We start from the raw sequence: 17,980 nt of genomic DNA on the forward strand, positions 1-17,980 counted from the left end.
TGACTCAGCGCTGCAATGGGCGACAAATCACGCTCAGGGCGACGGCGCTGCACAGCGGAAATACCGCCAGCAGCAGCCAGGGGTAAATGGCTTGCGTTGAGGGCACCAGCGCCTTGTCCAGCAGGCTGCCTAACCCTAAATTCCCCGCCAGCACCGCAACGCCGCCGGCGGTGGAGAGCGCGCCATAGTGCGCCCCAAGCGTCGACTCCTCGGCAAAATATGGGATCAAATCTTTTGCCGACGGCACCAGCAACATCTGTCCGAGCGTTAACAGCGTGACGAGGCTTGCGGAGGGCAGCAGACGCAGCCAGCCTTCCGGTGGCTCAGTCGCCGCAAAGAGCGCCACGCTGGCAAACGAGGCGGAGAGCAGCAAAAAGCCCACCGGTAAAATCCTCACCGCGCCCACTTTTCGGGCGAAGCGGGCGAGGGGCAATTGCAGAACGATAATCAGCACTGAGGCCAGCATAAACAGCGGTCCCAGATCTTTCTCGCTGCCACCGGCGCGCTGGATCTCCACCGGCAGTGCCAGATAAAGCTGGTTATAGCTTAACAGCCATGAGCTGTATGCAATGATAAAGGCGACGAAACGCGGCTGACGGAACGTCGTCCACCAGGGCAGAATTTTCAGCGGCTTCGAGCTGTGGGGTGCCGCAGGCAGGCAGAAAAAGAGCACCACCAGCGCAACGATAAATATCCCTGCGCCAGCGAGCGCAACCTGGCGAAAACCCAGCCCCGTCAGCAGGGCACCCATCACCGGGCCGAGTACGGCGCCGAGTTCACCGCACACCGCAAACAGTGCAAACCACTCCGCACGGCTGCGTTTACCCGTTGCCTCACTTTGCGTTCCCGCTTTTGCCAGCAGGGCTTCTATTGACGGTGAGAACAGCGCGCCACCAATGCCCGTCAGACAGGCCCCCAGAATGATGGGCCACAGCGATTGCCCAAAGGCCAGCAGAAGATAACCCGCCACGCGGACAATGCAGCCGCTGAGGATCACGCTCTTCGCGCCAAACCGGTCTGAAAGCGCGCCGCCGACAATAAACATTCCTTGCTGGGAGAAGGTGCGCAGCCCCAGCACCAGCCCGATCAGCCCGCCGGAGAGCAGCATATCGTCACGTAAGAAGATTGCCAGGAAGGGAACGACCGCGTAAAAGCCGATATTAAACACAAACTGGCTGCCCAGCAGAACGGGCGGCCAGAGGGTGGTGGCAGGGCGAAGAGGCATCATTTTAACTTGTCCCTACACGATAAAATGAATGTGCTTTTTGCCGTGGTACGGCGAGATCTCGATTCTGGTTTTCACTCTGAATACGTCCCAGAGGAGTTCCTCGGATAAAATGGCCTGCGGGGTTCCGGTCGCTACAATCTGCCCTTGCTGCATCACGATCAGCGAATCACAAAACATGGACGCGTGATTAAGATCGTGAATGGCGACGATGCTGGTCACCGGCAGCTCGCTGATGAGCTGCATGAGCTGCATCTGGTGATGAATGTCCAGGTGATTGGTCGGTTCATCCAGCAGGATCTCGGTAGGCGTTTGCGCCAGGGCGCGGGCGATATGTACCCGCTGACGCTCGCCGCCGGATAAGCTCAGCCAGCCCTGTTCGCTGCGATCCAGCATATCCACGCGTTGCAGGGCGGCGGTGACGGTTTCGTCATCCTGCGCGCTCCAGTTCGAGAAGGGGGAGTGGTGCGGAATACGCCCCAGTTTGACCACGTCACGCACGCGCATATTGGCGTCGGTCATTCCGTGCTGTTCAACAAACGCCACGCGGCGCGCCAGCTGCTTTTTGGCGATGCGGGCAATGTCCTGTCCGTCGAGCGTCACGCATCCGGCATCCGGGCGACGCAGGCCCGCCAGAATGCGCAACAGCGAGGATTTACCGCAGCCGTTAGGGCCAAGCAGACCCACCGTTTCGCCCTGGGAAACCTTCAGCGAAACATTATTCACGATAACCTTTTTACCTACCTTCCAGGTGATATTGTCGGCGCAGATGCTCATCATTTATTCCTTGAGCGGTAGATAATCACGGCGAAGAACGGTACGCCCACCAGCGCGGTAACGACGCCAACCGGCAGGCTTTGCGGGGCAATCAGCATCCGCGAGGCGATGTCGGCCAGCACCATCAGGATCGCCCCCGCCAGCGCGCTGGCTATCAGCAGCGTGCGGTGCAGCGGCCCGAACAGGAAACGCATAACGTGCGGCACGACCAGCCCCACAAAACCAATCGAGCCCGCCATACTGACAATGGTCGCGGTGATCAGGGCCGTGGTGGTGAACAAGGCCAGGCGCACCCAGGGCACGGCAATGCCCAGCGAGGCGGCGGCATCATCACCAAAGGTAAAGGCGTCCAGCGCGCGGGAGTAGTAAAGACAGACGGCAAGCCCCGCCAGCACGACCACCAGCGCCAGCTGAAACTCAGGCCAGCGTACGCCGCTAAAGCTGCCCAGCAGCCAGAACATCACGTCGCGCGCCTGCTGTGCGCTGGCAGAGGTGCTGATGGTATAGGCGGTAATGGCGTTAAACAGCTGAGAGGCCGCCACGCCCGCCAGAATGGTACGTTCATTGCCGCCGCGCGCGCCGTTCGTCAGAAAGGCGACAAACGCAAAGGCGGCGAACGCCCCGGCAAACGCACCCGCAGAAAGGGACACCGCGCCGGTGCCGAGACCCAACACGACGACCGAGACTGCGCCCGTTGACGCCCCCGCCGAGACGCCGAGCACGTAAGGTTCCGCCAGCGCATTCTTCAACAGGCTTTGCAGCACGGCGCCGCAAATGGCTAACCCGGCGCCGCAGCACGCTGCCACCAGCGCCCGGCTGAGGCGAAAGTCCCAGATCACGCTTTCATAGATGCGGTTTAGCGGAACGTCGGTCAGCCCCAGCTTATTGCTGATGGCGTAGAACACGTTGTTCAGCGGGATAGACAGCTCGCCGAGGCTCACGCCAAAGGCGATCGCCAGAAACAGCAGCACGAACGCGAGCAGGCACGACGCGGTCAGCAATACGCCCTGACGCATCTGAAGTACGGCGGTGGTCATCAGTTCAGTCCCAGTTTTCTGAGCTGTTCGCCGACCTGTTCAGCACCGTAAAGCGTGCGGATCGTCGGGTTCATGGCCTGACCATCCATTATCACGATATGACCTTTCTTCACCGCATCGAGCTGGCTGACGGCAGGATCGCTTTTCAGGAATTTGATTTTTTCTTCGGCGTTATCCAGTGCCCAGCGGTTACGATCCAGGCTTGAAACCACAATCACGTCCGGATTGGCGGCAATAATGCTTTCCCAGCCTACGGTCGGCCATTCGGTCTCAGAGGTAATGGCGTTATGGCCGCCCAGCACGTTGGCAATAAAGCCGGAAGCACTGTTTTTACCGCCTACATAGGCGTCAGCCGAAGGCGAGGAGCTTGAGAACCAGAAAACAAAGGAGAGGTCTTTTTTGTTTTTGCCAAATTCCTGGCGCAGGTCTGCTTCACGTTTTTTGAAATCGGCGATAACGGCCTGGCCGCGCGCTTCGACGTTGAAAATTTTAGCGAAATCTTCGATCTCTTTATAAAGGTAGGTCATGTCCCAGAGCTTCTGACGACTGCCGTACATGTCGCCCGCTGCTTTTTTGGTGGCGCACATGCCCGGCGACAGGTAGCTGTTTACCCCCACGGTCGCCAGATCTTCTCGTTTGGCAACTTTGCTTTCCGGTCCGAGCAGCAGCGGCAGCTGAGCAGGTACGAAGTCGGGGTTTTGCGAAAGGATGGATTCAAGGGTCGGGATTTCTACCGTCAGGGTGTTGATTTTGGCATTCTGCTCCGCCAGCTGCGGCAAGACTTTGGTCGGCCAGAACGCGCTGGCTTTCACCTTATCTTCCAGACCCAGCAGCAACAAAATCTCAACGGTATTCTGACCCAGGGCAACGACGCGCTCGGGCGCTTTGGTGAATGTCTCTTTATACCCGCAGTTTTCTATCGTGAGCGGATACGTGGTAGCCAGAGCTGTACTCATTGATGCAACCGTCAGGCCTAACGCACAGAGAACCTTTTTCATTAAACGCTACCCTTCATTAAAATTATGTTGATGCAAATGAAACGCATTATTAAGGCGGAATTTTATACAGAGGAAAATATATTGTGTCAACGTGGAACAATTACGCAGAGTAATGAAAAGCGGCGCCATGAACGGCGCCGGAATGACGGGTTAAATCAGGCTCTCTTTATCAATTCCCAGACGCTTCATGCGCGAGAGCAGGGTGGTGCGCTTCAGCCCCAGCCGTTGCGCCGCGCCTTTCGGTCCGGCTACCACGCCGTTGGTCTCTTTCAGTACGCGCAAAATCAGCTGATATTCATCTTCGCCTTCCTGCGCGACTTCTGCCGAAAGCGTGGGGGCTTCCTGATGGGTGACCTCAGGCAAAGAGAGCTGAAGGACGTTCCCGCGCGTCAGCAGTACCGCGCGCTCAATGACGTTTTCCAGCTCGCGCACGTTCCCCGGCCACTCCATCGTCGAAAGAGTACGTAGCGTTTCGGCAGGAATACTGTCGATATTCCGCCCCATCCGGCGGGCAATCTTCGCGGTAAAGGCCTTCACCAGCAGGGGGATATCTTCCGGGCGCTCGCGCAGCGGCGGCAGGCAAATCGGGAAGACGTTCAGGCGATAGTAAAGATCGCTGCGAAACTCGCGGTCGGCGACCATTTTTTTCAGATCGCGGTTGGTGGCGGCAATCAGACGCACGTCGGTCTGGATCAGCTTATTGCTGCCGAGACGCTCAAACTCCTGCTCCTGCAAAACGCGCAGCAGCTTGGGCTGAAGCTCCAGCGGCATATCGCCCACTTCGTCGAGGAACAAAGAGCTTTTATCCGCCAGTTCAAAACGGCCCAGCCGCTGGCTGCTGGCGCCAGTAAAGGCGCCGCGCTCGTGGCCGAACAGATCGCTTTCCAGCAAGCCAGCTGGCATCGCTGCGCAGTTCATCTTCACCATCCGGCGGCTGTTGCGGTTACTCAGGTTGTGGATCGCCCGGGCAATCAGCTCTTTCCCGGTGCCGGTTTCACCGAGGATCAGCACCGTGCTGTCGCTCTGGGCCACCATCTCCACCTGCTTAAGTACGCTGTACATGGCATCACTGCGCCCGATGATTTCGCCAAACTCGCTGTCCACGTTGTTGAGCTGCTCGGTCAGCGCCAGGTTTTCGTCCACCAGCCGCTCTTTCAGGCGGTGGATCTCCTGATAGGCGAGGGCGTTATCCAGCGCGATGGAGATACGCTCGGCGATCTGGCGCAGCAGCTTCAGGTTGGCGGTGGTGAATACGGCTTCATCGCACTGCGCCAGTTTGAGCACGCCGAGCATGGTGTTGCCGGACATCAGCGGCAGCAGGCACAGGGTCTGGATCTTGTTGCCCCAGGTGTTAAACAGCATCCGCTCGTAGGGTGCTACCGGATCCTGCTCGCTGAGGTTCAGCAGCAGGATCTCTTTGCTTTTAAATACCCGTTCAGACAAGGTTCCCGCTTCGTCCACCTCGCTCTGCTCGTGCGCCGGGTTAGCTTCATCAAGATAGTGGGTGGAGTAGATGTTCAGCTTGCCTTTCCGGTTCCCGCGCAGCGCGATGCTGATGGCGTCGATCCTGAAATAGTGATGGATCTCTTTGGCGACTTCGCTCACCAGCTCGTCCATATCGAGACGCGAGAGTACGGCATTGGTGATGGCGACCAGAATGCGGAAGTTATCGCGCTCGCGGCTCAGCAGGTCGTAATCCACGTTATTGGTGACGCGGCTTTGGATCTGCTCTGCCACGACAGACACAATCTGCGTGAAGGTATGCAACCGCTCGTACTCCGCCTCGGTCCAGGGCTGGTCGGTAGTGCGGATAAACTCGCAGCCGCCAAAAATTTGCCCCTCCACCGCCAGCGGCAGCATGCTGTAGTGGCCGAACGGATGATAAAGGTTGCTCTCTGCCAGCTTCGGCCAGGCCTGGCGAAACTGGTCAAAATTGCAGTGCAGGGCTTCCGGGCGGGAGAGAATACGCCGCACCGGGCCGTGGGCCAGAAACGTTTCATCTTCATATTCGAAGATTTTGCCGTTATCACGCGTTGAGAAATAGCTCGCGCGGTGGGTTGCGCTATGCCAGAGCACAATGGCGGCGCTGTCCGCCAGCGCTGACTGCCTGACCAGCCGGGTCAGGGCATCGCTCAATGCGCCAAGGTCGGGCTGTTGTAAAAGTATGCGCGTGATGTCAAACAGGCCCTGCTGTCCAAGATCGCTCATCGGTGTATACGGCATTATTGCTTTCCAATAGAAACTGGCAAAAAAAACGTCAGCGCTGACCGCTTTTGGCGCGGTCTAGCAAATTCGGGGTAACGGTTCAGCGTGCGGCAGATCCAGCGTGCGCTTCACGCCGTATAGCCCGGTCAGGCGCACCCCTTTGCGCTCAACCACTTCACCTATAATGGCGGCCTCTTTCCCTAAAGGATGGGCACGTAGCTGCTCCAGCACCGCCCCGGCAGACTGGCGTTCCACGCCAATCACCAGCTTGCCCTCGTTGGCAAAGTTAAGCGGGTCGAGTCCCAGCAGTTCGCACAGGCCGCGAACGGCAGGCCTGACGGGCAGGCTGCGCTCGTTAAGCTCAACACCACAGCCACTGCTGGCGGCAAACTCATGCACCACGGCATTGACACCGCCGCGGGTGGCGTCGCGCAGCGCTTTTACGCCGGGCACCGTTCGCAGCGTCTGGATCAGCGGCGTGAGGACCGCGCAGTCACTGCGCAGATCGCCGTCCAGCCCCAGGCCTTCGCGCAGGTTCAGGATGGTTGCCCCGTGGCAGCCCAGCGTTCCGCTGACGATCAGCACGTCGCCCACGGAAAGCCGCTGCGCGCCCCAGTGAATGTCGGCAGGGATAGCGCCCATGCCGGCGGTGTTAATGAAGAGCTTATCCGCCGCGCCGCGCTGTACCACCTTGGTATCCCCGGTCACGATAGCGATCCCCGCCTCGCGGGCGGTGTGCGCCATGCTGTTGACCACTGCCGCGAGCGTCTCCATCGGTAATCCTTCTTCGAGGATAAACCCGCACGAGAGGTAGCGCGGAATGGCGCCGCTGACGGCCACATCGTTTGCCGTGCCGCAGACGGCGAGCTTGCCGATATCGCCGCCCGGGAAGAACAGCGGGTCAATCACGTAGCTGTCGGTGGAGAACGCCAGCCGGTCACCGTGTGCGGTGAGGGTTGAGAGCGCGATGCGCGCCTGATCCTCCTGCTCGGCGAGCCAGGGATTATTAAAGGCATCCATGAACAGCCGGTTAATCAGCTGCTGCATCGCCTGTCCACCGCTTCCGTGCGCCATTTCCACCGTGTTCATGCTTCACACTCCTGGTTGCGATAGTGATACCACGCGGCGCATGCCCCTTCGGAGGAGACCATCAGCGCGCCAAACGCGGTTTGCGGGTTACAGGCGTTGCCAAATAACGGGCAGTGATGAGGTTTACATTTGCCGGTGAGCACGTCGCCACAGCGGGCGCGGGGATCGTCGCACGCCTGCTGCGGCTGCGGGCGGAAATGCGCTTCGGCGTCGAAGGCGCGATACGCAGGCGTCAGGTGCACGCCGGATTCCGCAATCAGCCCCAGCCCGCGCCATTCGCCGTCGCCTTCCACGCTAAACACGTCGGCTATCGCCTGCTGTGCCCGTCTATTTCCGGCATCGGGCACCACGCGGCGATATTGATTTTCCACCGCACTCAGGGCCGCTATTTTCTGCTCAACCAGCATGGTCACGCCTTGCAGTAGATCAAGTGGCTCGAATCCAGCCACCACTAACGGACGATTGTACTGTTCAGCAATAAAACCGTAGGCGTCTGTGCCGATGACCATGCTGACGTGGCCCGGCGCCAGAAACGCGTCGATGCCGTTATCCGGCGCGTCAAGCAGGCTGCGCAGTGTGGGGATCAGCGTGATGTGCTGGCAGAAAAAGAAAAAGTTAGTGACGTTGCGGGCTTTCGCCTGCTGGAGGGTGATGGCGGTGGCGGGCATGGTGGTTTCAAAACCCAGCCCGAAAAAGACGACCTTGCGGTCAGGGTTAGCCTCTGCCAGCGTCAGGGCATCCATCGGGGAGTAGACAATCCGCACGTCCGCGCCCCGCGCCTTTGCCTGGAGCAGCGAGCCGTTTTTCCCCGGCACGCGCATCGCGTCGCCAAAGGTGCAAAAAATCACGCCGGGCCGGCTGGCGATGTCGAGACAGCTGTCGATGCGCCCCATCGGCAGCACGCACACCGGACAGCCGGGGCCGTGGATAAACTCGATGTTCTCCGGCAGCAGCTGGTCGAGACCAAATTTGAAGATGGCGTGGGTGTGGCCGCCGCAGACTTCCATGATCCGCAGCGGCCGGTCTGCCGTATAGTCCAGCAGCGACGCGCGGGATTTCAGGCGATCGATAAGCTGCAACACCCGCTCAGGTGCGCGATATTCATCAACGTAACGCATGTGTTATCGTTCCTCCCCATACAGCAGGGCGCCCACGTCCGGCTCAACGTCGAACATATTCTGTAGCGCGTCCAGCGTGTCGCGGGCTTCCTCCTCATTAATCACGCTCATGGCAAACCCCACGTGGACCAGCACCCACTGGCCGAGACGCGATGCGCCGGTTTCGTCGTGGCTGCCCACTAGCGTCAGGTCGACATCGCGCAGGATGCCGCAGACCTCCACCCTGGCCTGATTGCCGTCAATGGAATGAATTTGTCCGGGAACGCCTATGCACATCGTTCGCTCTCCAGCCAGTTCAGCCAGGCGTCCATCCCGTCACCGCGCGTGGCGGAAACCAGCAGGATCTCAATGTCCGGGTTCACCTCCCGGGCGTAAGCCACGCACTTATCCACGTCAAAGTTGAGGTACGGCAGCAGGTCGACTTTGTTTAGCAGCATGAGGGAGGCGGCGGCAAACATATGCGGATACTTCAGCGGCTTGTCCTCTCCTTCCGTAACGGAGAGCACCGCCACTTTATGCCGTTCGCCAAGGTCGAAGCTTGCCGGGCACACCAGGTTGCCGACGTTTTCGATAAACAGAATGCCGTGCGCTTCCAGCGGCAGGCGCGGGGCGGCGTCGGCAATCATCTGCGCATCCAGGTGACAGCCCTTGCCGGTGTTAACCTGAATGGCGGGCGTGCCGGTTTCGCGGATGCGCGCCGCGTCGTTAACGGTTTGCTGATCGCCTTCGATCACCGCGCACGAGATGCGTTGGTTCAGCCGTTTGAGGGTTTCGGTCAGCAGGGTGGTTTTACCGGAGCCGGGGCTGGAGACCAGGTTGAGCACCAGCTGTTGACGGGCCGCAAAGCGGGCGCGGTTGCGGGCGGCGAGCTGGTTATTTTTGTCCAGCACGTCGATCTCCACCTCCAGCATCTGGCGCTGGCTCATGCCCGGCGCGTGGGTACCCGCTTCGCCGTGGCCGTAATGCAGGTCGCCCGCGTCGGAACGCTGTGGCGCAAAGGTGATGCCGGTCAGTGCCGCCGCGGGACGCGGGGCAGGGGAAAAGGGCGCGGAGCGAAACGCGGAGTGAGGACGGTGTTCATCCCCTTCTATATACAGGTTGCCTTCGGCGCAACCGCAGGTACTACACATAACTTACTCCTTCTCGATTTCGAGGCGCTGGATCTGCATGCCGTCATCCGCCACGATGCGCAGCCCGCTGCTCTGGCACTGCGGACAACGCTGCACCTTCGATGAAAGCAGCGTGACGTACTGCTGACACTGCTCGCACCAGCACTCTGCCTGCTGCTCCTCGATATGCAGCGCGCAGCCTTCCGCCAGCGTGCCGCGGCACACCAGTTCAAAACAGAAGGTGAGGGCGCTGCTCTCGACGCAGGAAAAGGCGCCGACCTTCAGCCAGACGCCGGTCACGCGTTTTGCGTGGTTCTGCACAGCCTGCTGTTCGATAAGTTCCAGGGCCCGCTGGCAGAGGGTGATTTCGTGCATGACGCCTCCTTAATGAATTGCCCCTTCAATGCAATAACGGTGCCAGCTTGGTTTTGGTTACGGCGTGACGATGTCAATGCTGTCGAAATGACACGTCGACACCGCGGCGGTGACAGTATGCTTTCCTGTAAAATTCATTTAAATCAATCAATTAAAAACTGGCACGAAATCTGCTTAACAGCCGCTAACTCCATTAACCGGATACCTTTTATGACTATTTGGGAAATTAGCGAAAAAGCGGATTACATCGCGCAACGTCATCAGCAGCTCCAGGAGCAATGGCACCTGTACTGCAATTCACTGATCCAGGGGATTACGCTGTCGAAGGCCCACCTGCATCACGCCATGAGCTGTGCAGCGCAGGGGGACATGCGCTTTGTGCTGTTCGGTCACTTTACGATTTACGTCACCCTGGCGGAGACCTTCAACAGCCACACGATTGAGTACTACGTCGAGACGAAAGAGGGCGACAGGCACTGCATCGCCCGGGCGCAGCTGATGGCCGACGGCATGGTGGACGGTCACGTCAGCAACCGCGATCGCCAGCAGGTGCTGGAGCACTATCTGGAGAAAATCGCGCCGGTTTACAACGGCCTCTACGCCGCCGTTGAGCATGATCGGCCAATCAACCTGAAACAGCTGATCGACGGAAAATCCTCAGCGAACGTGGCCTGAAAAACGCGTGTCGAGAAGTGTCGATAAGACAGTTTTTTTCGTCAAAAATGACCATCACCAGAGGATTGCCCGGTGAACCGTTTTGTAATTGCTGACTCGACGGTCTGTATTGGCTGTCGGACCTGTGAGGCGGCGTGCTCGGAAACGCACCGCCTGCACGGGCTCCAGTCCATGCCGCGCCTGCGCGTCATGCGTAATGAGAAAGAGTCTGCCCCGCAGCTCTGTCACCACTGTGAAGATGCCCCGTGCGCGGGCGTCTGTCCCGTCAACGCCATCACCCGCGTCGATGGCGCAGTGCAGCTGAACGAAAGCCTGTGCGTGAGCTGCAAGCTGTGCGCCATCGCCTGTCCGTTCGGTGCCATTGAATTTTCCGGCAGCCGTCCGCTGCATATTCCGGCGAATGCCAACACCCCGAAAGCGCCGCCTGCGCCACCGGCTCCGGCACGCGTGAGCACGCTGCTGGACTGGGTGCCGGGCGTGCGCGCCGTCGCGGTGAAGTGCGACCTGTGCAGCTTTGATGAGCAGGGCCCGGCCTGCGTGCGGACCTGCCCGACCCGGGCGCTGGTCCTGGTTAACATTCGCGATATTGCCCGCACCAGCAAGCGTAAGCGCGAGCTGACCATTAATACCGACGTCGGCGATCTTTCGCTGCTGCGGGCGCTAAACGAGGGGGCGAAATGAACGCGATAGTAATGATGACCAGCGGCGTGGCCTGGTTTGCCGCCGCCGCGGTCCTGGCGCCGATCGTCTCCTTCCATAAAACGCTGAGCGGCTGGATCGCCGGCATCGGCGGGGCGGTCGGCAGCCTGATGACGCTGGCGGCGGGCGGCGTTGTCCTGATCGACGGCCAACCCGTCGACACAACCCTTCCGCTGATTCACCACGCCGTTGAACTCACGCCGCTGAACGCCATCTGGCTGGTGACCTTTGGCCTGTGCGGGCTGTTTATCAGCCTGTTTAATATCGACTGGCACCGCCATCAGCAGACCAAAGCGAACGGCCTGCTGGTTAACCTGCTGATGGCCGCCGCGGTCTGCACGGTAATCGCCAGCAACCTTGGCGCGCTAGTGGTGATGGCCGAAATCATGGCGCTGTGCGGCGTGTTCCTGACCGGATGCAGCGCCTCCGGCAAGCTGTGGTTTGCGCTCGGACGCCTCGGCACGCTGCTGCTGGCGCTGGCCTGCTGGCTGGTGTGGCAGCGTTTCGGCACCCTGGACTTTGCCGCGCTTAACGGCCAGACGCTGGGCAACGACGTCTGGCTATTGGGCGTCGTCGGCTTTGGCCTGCTGGCCGGGATTATCCCGCTGCACGGCTGGGTTCCGCAGGCGCATGCGAACGCCTCTGCGCCCGCCGCCGCGCTGTTTTCGACGGTGGTAATGAAGGTCGGTCTGTTCGGCGTTCTTATGATAACCCTGACGGGCGGTCAGCCGCCGCTGTGGTGGGGCGTGGCGCTGCTGATTGCGGGGATGATCACCGCCTTTGTCGGCGGGCTGTACGCCCTGATGGAGCACAACATCCAGCGCCTGCTGGCGTACCACACCCTGGAAAACATCGGGATTATCCTGCTCGGCATGGGCGCGGGCGTCACCGGGCTGGCGCTCAACCAGCCGGCGCTGATTGCCGCCGGGTTTATCGGCGGTCTGTATCACCTCGTCAACCATAGCCTGTTCAAAAGCACCCTGTTCCTCGGCGCGGGCAGCGTCTGGTTCCGCACCGGGCACCGCGATATCGAAAAGCTCGGCGGCATAGGTAAAAAGATGCCCGTCATTTCGCTGGCGATGCTGGTGGGGCTGATGGCGATGGCCGCGCTGCCGCCGCTGAACGGCTTTGCCGGAGAGTGGGTGATTTACCAGTCCTTCTTCGCGCTCAGCCAGAGCGACGCGTTTATCGGGCGTTTACTCGGCCCGCTGCTGGCGGTGGGCCTGGCGATCACCGGCGCGCTGGCGGTGATGTGCATGGCGAAGGTCTACGGCGTCACCTTCCTCGGCGCGCCGCGCACCCGCGAAGCGGAAAACGCCTGCTGCGCCCCGGTACTGATGGCCGCCAGCGTGGTCGCGCTGGCGCTGTGCTGCATCGCGGGCGGGGTTGCCGCGCCGTGGCTGCTGCCGCTGCTGGGCCACGCCATTCCGCTGCCGCTGGCGACGGCGCATACCGTCGTTTCCCAGCCGATGATGGCGCTGCTGCTGATTGCCGCACCGCTGCTGCCGTTCGTGCTGATGCTGTTCTTCAGACGCGACCGTCTCGCCTCCCGCTCGCGCGGCGCGGCGTGGGCCTGCGGTTACGAACACGAGCCGTCGATGGTCATTACCGCCCACGGTTTTGCCATGCCGGTGAAGGAGAACTTCGCCGCCGTGCTGAAGCTGCGCCAGTGGCTTAACCCGCAGGGCTGGGTGCCGGGCTGGCAGAGCGCTGCCGTGCCCGTGCTGTTCCGCCGACTGGCGCTGATCGAGCTGGCGGTGCTGGTGGTGATTGTGATTTCACGAGGAGCCTGACATGAGTCTATTACTGGCAATTCTTCAGGCGCTGGTGCTGTTCGCCGCCGCGCCGCTGCTGTCGGGCATCACGCGCGTGGCGCGCGCCCGAATGCATAACCGTCGCGGGCCTGGCGTGCTCCAGGAGTACCGCGATCTTTTCAAGCTGCTCTCCCGCCAGAGCGTCGCGCCGGATGCCGCAGGCTGGGTGTTCCGCCTGACGCCGTTTGTGATGGTCGGCGTGATGCTGACCATCGCCACCGCGCTGCCGGTGATCACGGTAGGCTCGCCGCTGCCGGTGCTCGGCGATCTGATCACGCTCATCTATCTCTTCGCTATCGCGCGTTTCTTCTTTGCGATTGCGGGCCTGGATACCGGCAGCCCGTTTACCGGGATCGGCGCCAGCCGCGAGGCGATGCTCGGCGTGCTGGTGGAGCCAATCCTGCTGCTGGGGCTGTGGGTGGCCGCGCAGGTTGCAGGTTCGACCCACATCAGCTTAATCACCGACACCGTTTACCACTGGCCGGTGGCCCGCTCCATCCCGCTCGTGCTGGCACTCTGTGCCTGCGCGTTTGCCACGTTTATTGAGATGGGCAAGCTGCCGTTCGATCTCGCGGAAGCGGAGCAGGAGCTACAGGAAGGGCCGCTTACCGAGTACAGCGGCTACGGCTTTGCGGTGCTGAAGTGGGGCATCAGCCTTAAGCAGCTCGTCGTGTTGCAGATGTTCGTGGGCGTTTTCTTCCCGTGGGGGCAGATGACGCACTTCTCTGTGGGGGGCCTGCTGTTGGCCGTGGTGGTGGCCGCGCTCAAGCTGCTTATCGGCGTGCTGGTCATCGCCCTGTTTGAGAACAGCATGGCGCGTCTGCGTTTTGCGGCAACCTCGCGCATCACCTGGGCCGGTTTTGGTTTTGCATTTTTAGCGTTCGTCTCCTTGCTGGTGGCGTGATTAAAGAGAGTATTTATGTCTGAAGAAAAGAAAGGTCAGCAGTATCTCGCCGCGTTGCATCAGGCCTTCCCCGGCGTGGTGCTGGAGGAATCCTGGCAAACCAAAGACCAGGTAACCATTACCGTAAAGGTGAACTATCTGCCGGAAGTGGTGGAGTTTCTTTACTACCGGCAGGGCGGGTGGCTGTCGGTGCTGTTTGGCAACGACGAGCGCCAGCTCTGCGGCAACTATGCGGTGTATTACGTGATGTCGATGGAGCAGGGCGAGAAGTGCTGGCTCACCGTGCGCGTCGAGGTCGACCCGAATAAGCCGGAATACCCGTCCGTGACGCCGCGCGTTCCTGCCGCCGTCTGGGGCGAGCGCGAGGTGCGCGACATGTACGGCCTGGTGCCGGTCGGCCTGCCGGACGAGCGTCGTCTGGTGCTGCCGGATGACTGGCCGGATGAACTCTATCCGCTGCGCAAGGACAGCATGGACTACCGCCAGCGTCCGGCCCCGACCACCGACAGCGAAACCTACGAGTTCATCAACGAGCTGGGCAGCAAGAAGAACAACGTGGTGCCGATCGGCCCGTTGCACGTCACCTCCGATGAACCGGGCCACTTCCGCCTGTTCGTTGACGGCGAAAACATCATCGACGCCGACTACCGCCTGTTCTACGTTCACCGCGGCATGGAGAAGCTGGCGGAAACCCGCATGGGCTACAACGAGGTCACGTTCCTCTCAGACCGCGTGTGCGGCATCTGCGGCTTCGCCCACAGCACCGCCTACACCACCTCGGTGGAAAACGGCATGGGGATCGTGGTGCCGGAGCGCGCGCAGATGATCCGCGCCATTCTGCTGGAGGTGGAGCGCCTGCACTCACACCTGCTGAACCTCGGCCTGGCCTGCCACTTCGTCGGCTTTGACTCCGGGTTTATGCAGTTCTTCCGCGTGCGCGAAGCGTCGATGAAAATGGCGGAAATTCTCACCGGGGCGCGTAAAACCTACGGCCTGAACCTGATCGGCGGGATCCGCCGCGACCTGCTGAAAGACGACATGATCAAGACCCGCCAGCTGGCGCAGCAGATGCGTCGCGACGTGCAGGAGCTGGTGGACATGCTGCTCAGCACGCCAAACATCGAGCAGCGCACCGTCGGGATTGGTCGTCTTGATCCGGAAATTGCCCGCGACTTCAGCAACGTCGGCCCGATGGTGCGCGCCAGCGGCCACGCCCGCGACACCCGCGCCGATCACCCGTTCGTCGGCTACGGCCTGCTGCCGATGACCGTGCACAGCGAACAGGGCTGCGACGTGATTTCTCGCCTCAAGGTGCGCATCAACGAGGTCTACACCGCCCTGAACATGATCGACTTCGGCCTGGACAACCTGCCGGGCGGTCCGCTGATGGTGGAAGGTTTCACCTATATTCCAAACCGCTTTGCCCTCGGCTTTGCCGAAGCGCCGCGCGGGGATGATATCCACTGGAGCATGACCGGCGACAACCAGAAGCTCTACCGCTGGCGCTGTCGTGCGGCGACCTACGCCAACTGGCCTACCCTGCGCTATATGCTGCGCGGCAACACGGTCTCTGACGCGCCGCTGATCATCGGCAGCCTCGATCCGTGCTACTCCTGCACCGACCGCATGACGGTGGTGGACGTGCGTAAGAAGAAAAGCCAGGTGGTGCCGTACAAAGAGCTTGAGCGTTACAGCATTGAGCGCAAGAACTCGCCGCTGAAATAAGGACTCGCCATGTTTACCTTTATCAAAAAAGCGATCAAAACCGGCGCGCAGACCAGCAGCTATCCGCTGGAGCCGATCCCGGTGGATAAAAACTTTCGCGGCAAGCCGGAGCATAACCCGCAGCAGTGCATCGGCTGCGCGGCCTGCGTCAACGCCTGCCCGTCGAACGCCTTAACAGTGGAAACGGACCTCAAAACCGGCGAGCTGGCCTGGCAGTTTAACCTCGGACGCTGCATCTTCTGCGGCCGCTGCGAGGAGGTCTGCCCGATGGTCGCCATCCGACTTTCTCAGGAGTACGAGCTGGCGGTGTGGAAAAAAGAGGATTTTCTCCAGCAGTCGCGCTTCGCGCTGTGCACCTGCCGCGTCTGCAAGCGTCCGTTCGCCGTGCAAAAAGAGATCGACTACGCTATCGCGCTGCTGAAGCACAACGGCGACGCCCGCGCGGAGCAGCACCGTGAAAGTTTCGAAACCTGCCCAGAGTGTAAGCGTCAGAAGTGCCTGCTGCCGTCTGACCGCATCGATTTAACCCGCCATATGAGAGAGGCCAGCTGATGGAAAACTTACTCGGCCCGCGCGACGATAACGGCATTCCGGTGCCGCTGACGGTGGAGGAGTCCATCGCCAGCATGAAGGCGTCGCTGCTGAAAAAAATCAAACGCTCGGCCTACGTTTACCGCGTGGACTGCGGCGGCTGCAACGGCTGCGAGATCGAGATCTTCGCCACCCTGTCGCCGCTGTTTGACGCCGAGCGCTTCGGCATCAAAGTGGTGCCGTCTCCGCGCCATGCGGACATTCTGCTGTTTACCGGGGCGGTGACCCGCGCCATGCGATCGCCCGCGCTGCGCGCCTGGCAGTCTGCGCCGGACCCGAAAATCTGCATCTCCTACGGCGCCTGCGGCAACAGCGGCGGCATCTTCCACGATCTTTACTGCGTCTGGGGCGGCACCGACAAAATCGTGCCGGTGGATGTCTATATTCCGGGCTGCCCGCCGACGCCCGCCGCCACGCTGTACGGCTTTGCGATGGCGCTCGGCCTGCTGGAGCAGAAGATCCACGTCCGCGCCCCTGGCGAGATCGACAACCAGCCCGCGGCCATTCTGCATCCGGACATGGTGCAGCCGCTGCGCGTGAAGGTGGACCGCACGGCGCGCAGGCTGGCAGGCTACCGTTACGGGCGTCAGATTGCCGACGATTACCTGCGCCTGCTGAGCCAGGGCGACCATCAGGTGGCGCGCTGGCTGGAGGCGGAAAACGATCCGCGTCTCAATGAGATCGTGGCGAACCTGAACAGCATTGTGGATGAGGCGCGTATCCGATGAGTGAAACGGTGGTGTTCAGCCAGCTGAGCCGTAAATTTATTGATGAGAACGACGCCACGCCGGATGCGGCGCAGCAGGTGGTCTATTACAGCCTGGCGATTGGGCACCACCTCGGGGTGATCGACTGCCTTGAGGCGGCGCTCAGCTGCCCGTGGCCGGAATATCTGGCGTGGATCGCCACGCTGGAGGAGGGCAGCCCGGCGCGGCGCAAGATGGAGGGCGTACCGAAGTACGGCGAAATCGTTATTGACGCCAACCATATCACGATGCTCGCCAACGCCTTTGACGCGGCGCTCGGCAGGCAAACCCCGGCGCAGCAGGCGTGGAGCAAAACGCTGCTCGGCATGCTGCACGATATTCATCAGGAGAGCGCCATCTACCTGATGGTGAGGAGATTACGTGACTGACGTTTTACTGTGTGTCGGCAACAGCATGATGGGCGACGACGGCGCGGGCCCGCTGCTGGCGGAGATGTGTGGCGCAAAACCGCAGGGCGACTGGGTGGTAATCGACGGCGGCAGCGCGCCGGAAAACGACGTGGTGGCCATTCGCGAGCTGCGCCCGGAAAGGCTGTTGATTGTGGATGCCACCGATATGGGGCTGAACCCGGGCGAAATCCGCCTGATTGACCCGGACGACATCGCCGAGATGTTTATGATGACTACCCACAATATGCCGCTGAACTACCTTGTCGATCAGATTAAAGACGACGTGGGTGAGGTGCTGTTTTTAGGTATCCAGCCGGACATTGTCGGGTTTTATTACCCGATGACGCCGCCGGTGAAGGCGGCGGTGGAGGAGGTGTATTCGCGGCTGGCGGGATGGGTTGGGGACGGCGGGTTTTCTCCGCTCTGAGCAGTGCCGGGTGGCGGCTACGCCTTACCCGGCCTACAAAACCCTAGGCCCGGTAA

Annotated in this window: 19 protein-coding genes; 9 read left to right on the forward strand and 10 right to left on the reverse strand. The window is 60.9% G+C overall.

Annotated elements, in window-relative coordinates; all coding sequences use genetic code 11:
• Window positions 1-4: 4 nt before the first annotated feature.
• From INF58_RS11580 to hypA, 10 genes are all read right to left on the reverse strand, one after another.
• Window positions 5-1,225 (reverse strand): MFS transporter, encoded by a 1,221-nt coding sequence (locus INF58_RS11580; RefSeq protein ID WP_107535618.1) that lies wholly within the window; start codon window positions 1,223-1,225, stop codon window positions 5-7.
• A 15-nt stretch (window positions 1,226-1,240) separates the two neighbouring features.
• Window positions 1,241-2,002 (reverse strand): ABC transporter ATP-binding protein, encoded by a 762-nt coding sequence (locus INF58_RS11585; RefSeq protein ID WP_102750418.1) that lies wholly within the window; start codon window positions 2,000-2,002, stop codon window positions 1,241-1,243.
• Entirely contained in the window at window positions 2,002-3,039 is a 1,038-nt protein-coding gene (locus INF58_RS11590; protein ID WP_193527716.1) for an iron ABC transporter permease, read from the reverse strand. The genes INF58_RS11585 and INF58_RS11590 overlap by 1 nt, the downstream gene beginning before the upstream one ends.
• A complete protein-coding gene (locus tag INF58_RS11595; RefSeq protein WP_131636297.1) occupies window positions 3,039-4,037 on the reverse strand; it encodes an ABC transporter substrate-binding protein in 999 nt (332 codons plus the stop codon). Before INF58_RS11595 ends, INF58_RS11590 begins: the two co-directional genes overlap by 1 nt.
• 150 nt (window positions 4,038-4,187) lie before the next feature.
• Window positions 4,188-6,260: a formate hydrogenlyase transcriptional activator FlhA gene (flhA, locus tag INF58_RS11600; protein ID WP_193527717.1), complete on the reverse strand. Its 2,073-nt coding sequence runs from the start codon at window positions 6,258-6,260 to the stop codon at window positions 4,188-4,190.
• A 60-nt stretch (window positions 6,261-6,320) separates the two neighbouring features.
• Window positions 6,321-7,331 carry a hydrogenase expression/formation protein HypE gene (gene hypE / locus INF58_RS11605; RefSeq protein WP_193527718.1) on the reverse strand — a complete coding sequence of 337 codons (1,011 nt, stop codon included), beginning with the start codon at window positions 7,329-7,331 and terminating at the stop codon, window positions 6,321-6,323.
• Window positions 7,328-8,449, reverse strand: a complete 1,122-nt coding sequence (hypD, locus tag INF58_RS11610; protein WP_193527719.1) for a hydrogenase formation protein HypD — start codon at window positions 8,447-8,449, stop codon at window positions 7,328-7,330. The genes hypE and hypD overlap by 4 nt, the downstream gene beginning before the upstream one ends.
• Window positions 8,450-8,452: 3 nt before the next feature.
• Window positions 8,453-8,725 carry a HypC/HybG/HupF family hydrogenase formation chaperone gene (locus INF58_RS11615; protein ID WP_063869393.1) on the reverse strand — a complete coding sequence of 91 codons (273 nt, stop codon included), beginning with the start codon at window positions 8,723-8,725 and terminating at the stop codon, window positions 8,453-8,455.
• Window positions 8,716-9,579, reverse strand: a complete 864-nt coding sequence (hypB, locus tag INF58_RS11620) for a hydrogenase nickel incorporation protein HypB (protein ID WP_193527720.1) — start codon at window positions 9,577-9,579, stop codon at window positions 8,716-8,718. Before hypB ends, INF58_RS11615 begins: the two co-directional genes overlap by 10 nt.
• Before the next feature lie 3 nt (window positions 9,580-9,582).
• On the reverse strand, window positions 9,583-9,933 hold the full coding sequence (hypA, locus tag INF58_RS11625) for a hydrogenase maturation nickel metallochaperone HypA (protein WP_193527721.1): 351 nt from the start codon (window positions 9,931-9,933) through the stop codon (window positions 9,583-9,585).
• Between the two features lie 210 nt (window positions 9,934-10,143).
• Here hypA and hycA point away from each other — a divergent pair, with 210 nt between their 5' ends.
• The 9 genes from hycA to hycI all read left to right on the forward strand — a co-directional run bounded on the left by hycA (window position 10,144) and on the right by hycI (window position 17,924).
• Window positions 10,144-10,608 (forward strand): formate hydrogenlyase regulator HycA, encoded by a 465-nt coding sequence (gene hycA, locus INF58_RS11630; protein WP_063451864.1) that lies wholly within the window; start codon window positions 10,144-10,146, stop codon window positions 10,606-10,608.
• A 72-nt stretch (window positions 10,609-10,680) separates the two neighbouring features.
• Window positions 10,681-11,289: a 4Fe-4S dicluster domain-containing protein gene (locus INF58_RS11635; protein WP_063451863.1), complete on the forward strand. Its 609-nt coding sequence runs from the start codon at window positions 10,681-10,683 to the stop codon at window positions 11,287-11,289.
• Window positions 11,286-13,100, forward strand: a complete 1,815-nt coding sequence (hycC, locus tag INF58_RS11640) for a formate hydrogenlyase subunit 3 (RefSeq protein ID WP_193527722.1) — start codon at window positions 11,286-11,288, stop codon at window positions 13,098-13,100. Before INF58_RS11635 ends, hycC begins: the two co-directional genes overlap by 4 nt.
• A 1-nt stretch (window position 13,101) precedes the next feature.
• Window positions 13,102-14,025 carry a respiratory chain complex I subunit 1 family protein gene (locus INF58_RS11645; protein ID WP_063869403.1) on the forward strand — a complete coding sequence of 308 codons (924 nt, stop codon included), beginning with the start codon at window positions 13,102-13,104 and terminating at the stop codon, window positions 14,023-14,025.
• Window positions 14,026-14,040: 15 nt separating this feature from the next.
• A complete protein-coding gene (gene hycE, locus INF58_RS11650) occupies window positions 14,041-15,750 on the forward strand; it encodes a formate hydrogenlyase subunit HycE (protein WP_112792752.1) in 1,710 nt (569 codons plus the stop codon).
• Window positions 15,751-15,759: 9 nt separating this feature from the next.
• The gene (locus tag INF58_RS11655) at window positions 15,760-16,302 is read left to right on the forward strand and encodes a formate hydrogenlyase complex iron-sulfur subunit (protein ID WP_193527723.1); all 543 of its coding nucleotides are present in this window, start codon (window positions 15,760-15,762) and stop codon (window positions 16,300-16,302) included.
• The gene (locus INF58_RS11660; protein ID WP_193527724.1) at window positions 16,302-17,069 is read left to right on the forward strand and encodes an NADH-quinone oxidoreductase subunit B family protein; all 768 of its coding nucleotides are present in this window, start codon (window positions 16,302-16,304) and stop codon (window positions 17,067-17,069) included. The genes INF58_RS11655 and INF58_RS11660 overlap by 1 nt, the downstream gene beginning before the upstream one ends.
• Window positions 17,066-17,476, forward strand: a complete 411-nt coding sequence (locus INF58_RS11665; protein WP_063869405.1) for a formate hydrogenlyase maturation HycH family protein — start codon at window positions 17,066-17,068, stop codon at window positions 17,474-17,476. The genes INF58_RS11660 and INF58_RS11665 overlap by 4 nt, the downstream gene beginning before the upstream one ends.
• Complete coding sequence (hycI, locus tag INF58_RS11670) at window positions 17,469-17,924, forward strand: hydrogenase maturation peptidase HycI (RefSeq protein WP_112792753.1); 456 nt, start codon at window positions 17,469-17,471, stop codon at window positions 17,922-17,924. Before INF58_RS11665 ends, hycI begins: the two co-directional genes overlap by 8 nt.
• Window positions 17,925-17,980 lie beyond the last annotated feature (56 nt).

This window comes from Enterobacter cloacae complex sp. P24RS (genome assembly GCF_014982165.1).
Classification (GTDB): Bacteria; Pseudomonadota; Gammaproteobacteria; order Enterobacterales; family Enterobacteriaceae; genus Enterobacter; species Enterobacter quasihormaechei.

Coding starts and splice junctions, on each gene's coding strand:
- INF58_RS11580 (WP_107535618.1), bottom strand. CDS start 1,225: ATGCCTCTTCGCCCTGCCACCACCCTCTGGCCGCCCGTTCTGCTGGGC.
- INF58_RS11585 (WP_102750418.1), bottom strand. CDS start 2,002: ATGAGCATCTGCGCCGACAATATCACCTGGAAGGTAGGTAAAAAGGTT.
- INF58_RS11590 (WP_193527716.1), bottom strand. CDS start 3,039: ATGACCACCGCCGTACTTCAGATGCGTCAGGGCGTATTGCTGACCGCG.
- INF58_RS11595 (WP_131636297.1), bottom strand. CDS start 4,037: ATGAAAAAGGTTCTCTGTGCGTTAGGCCTGACGGTTGCATCAATGAGT.
- flhA (WP_193527717.1), bottom strand. CDS start 6,260: ATGCCGTATACACCGATGAGCGATCTTGGACAGCAGGGCCTGTTTGAC.
- hypE (WP_193527718.1), bottom strand. CDS start 7,331: ATGAACACGGTGGAAATGGCGCACGGAAGCGGTGGACAGGCGATGCAG.
- hypD (WP_193527719.1), bottom strand. CDS start 8,449: ATGCGTTACGTTGATGAATATCGCGCACCTGAGCGGGTGTTGCAGCTT.
- INF58_RS11615 (WP_063869393.1), bottom strand. CDS start 8,725: ATGTGCATAGGCGTTCCCGGACAAATTCATTCCATTGACGGCAATCAG.
- hypB (WP_193527720.1), bottom strand. CDS start 9,579: ATGTGTAGTACCTGCGGTTGCGCCGAAGGCAACCTGTATATAGAAGGG.
- hypA (WP_193527721.1), bottom strand. CDS start 9,933: ATGCACGAAATCACCCTCTGCCAGCGGGCCCTGGAACTTATCGAACAG.
- hycA (WP_063451864.1), top strand. CDS start 10,144: ATGACTATTTGGGAAATTAGCGAAAAAGCGGATTACATCGCGCAACGT.
- hycC (WP_193527722.1), top strand. CDS start 11,286: ATGAACGCGATAGTAATGATGACCAGCGGCGTGGCCTGGTTTGCCGCC.
- INF58_RS11645 (WP_063869403.1), top strand. CDS start 13,102: ATGAGTCTATTACTGGCAATTCTTCAGGCGCTGGTGCTGTTCGCCGCC.
- hycE (WP_112792752.1), top strand. CDS start 14,041: ATGTCTGAAGAAAAGAAAGGTCAGCAGTATCTCGCCGCGTTGCATCAG.
- INF58_RS11655 (WP_193527723.1), top strand. CDS start 15,760: ATGTTTACCTTTATCAAAAAAGCGATCAAAACCGGCGCGCAGACCAGC.
- INF58_RS11660 (WP_193527724.1), top strand. CDS start 16,302: ATGGAAAACTTACTCGGCCCGCGCGACGATAACGGCATTCCGGTGCCG.
- INF58_RS11665 (WP_063869405.1), top strand. CDS start 17,066: ATGAGTGAAACGGTGGTGTTCAGCCAGCTGAGCCGTAAATTTATTGAT.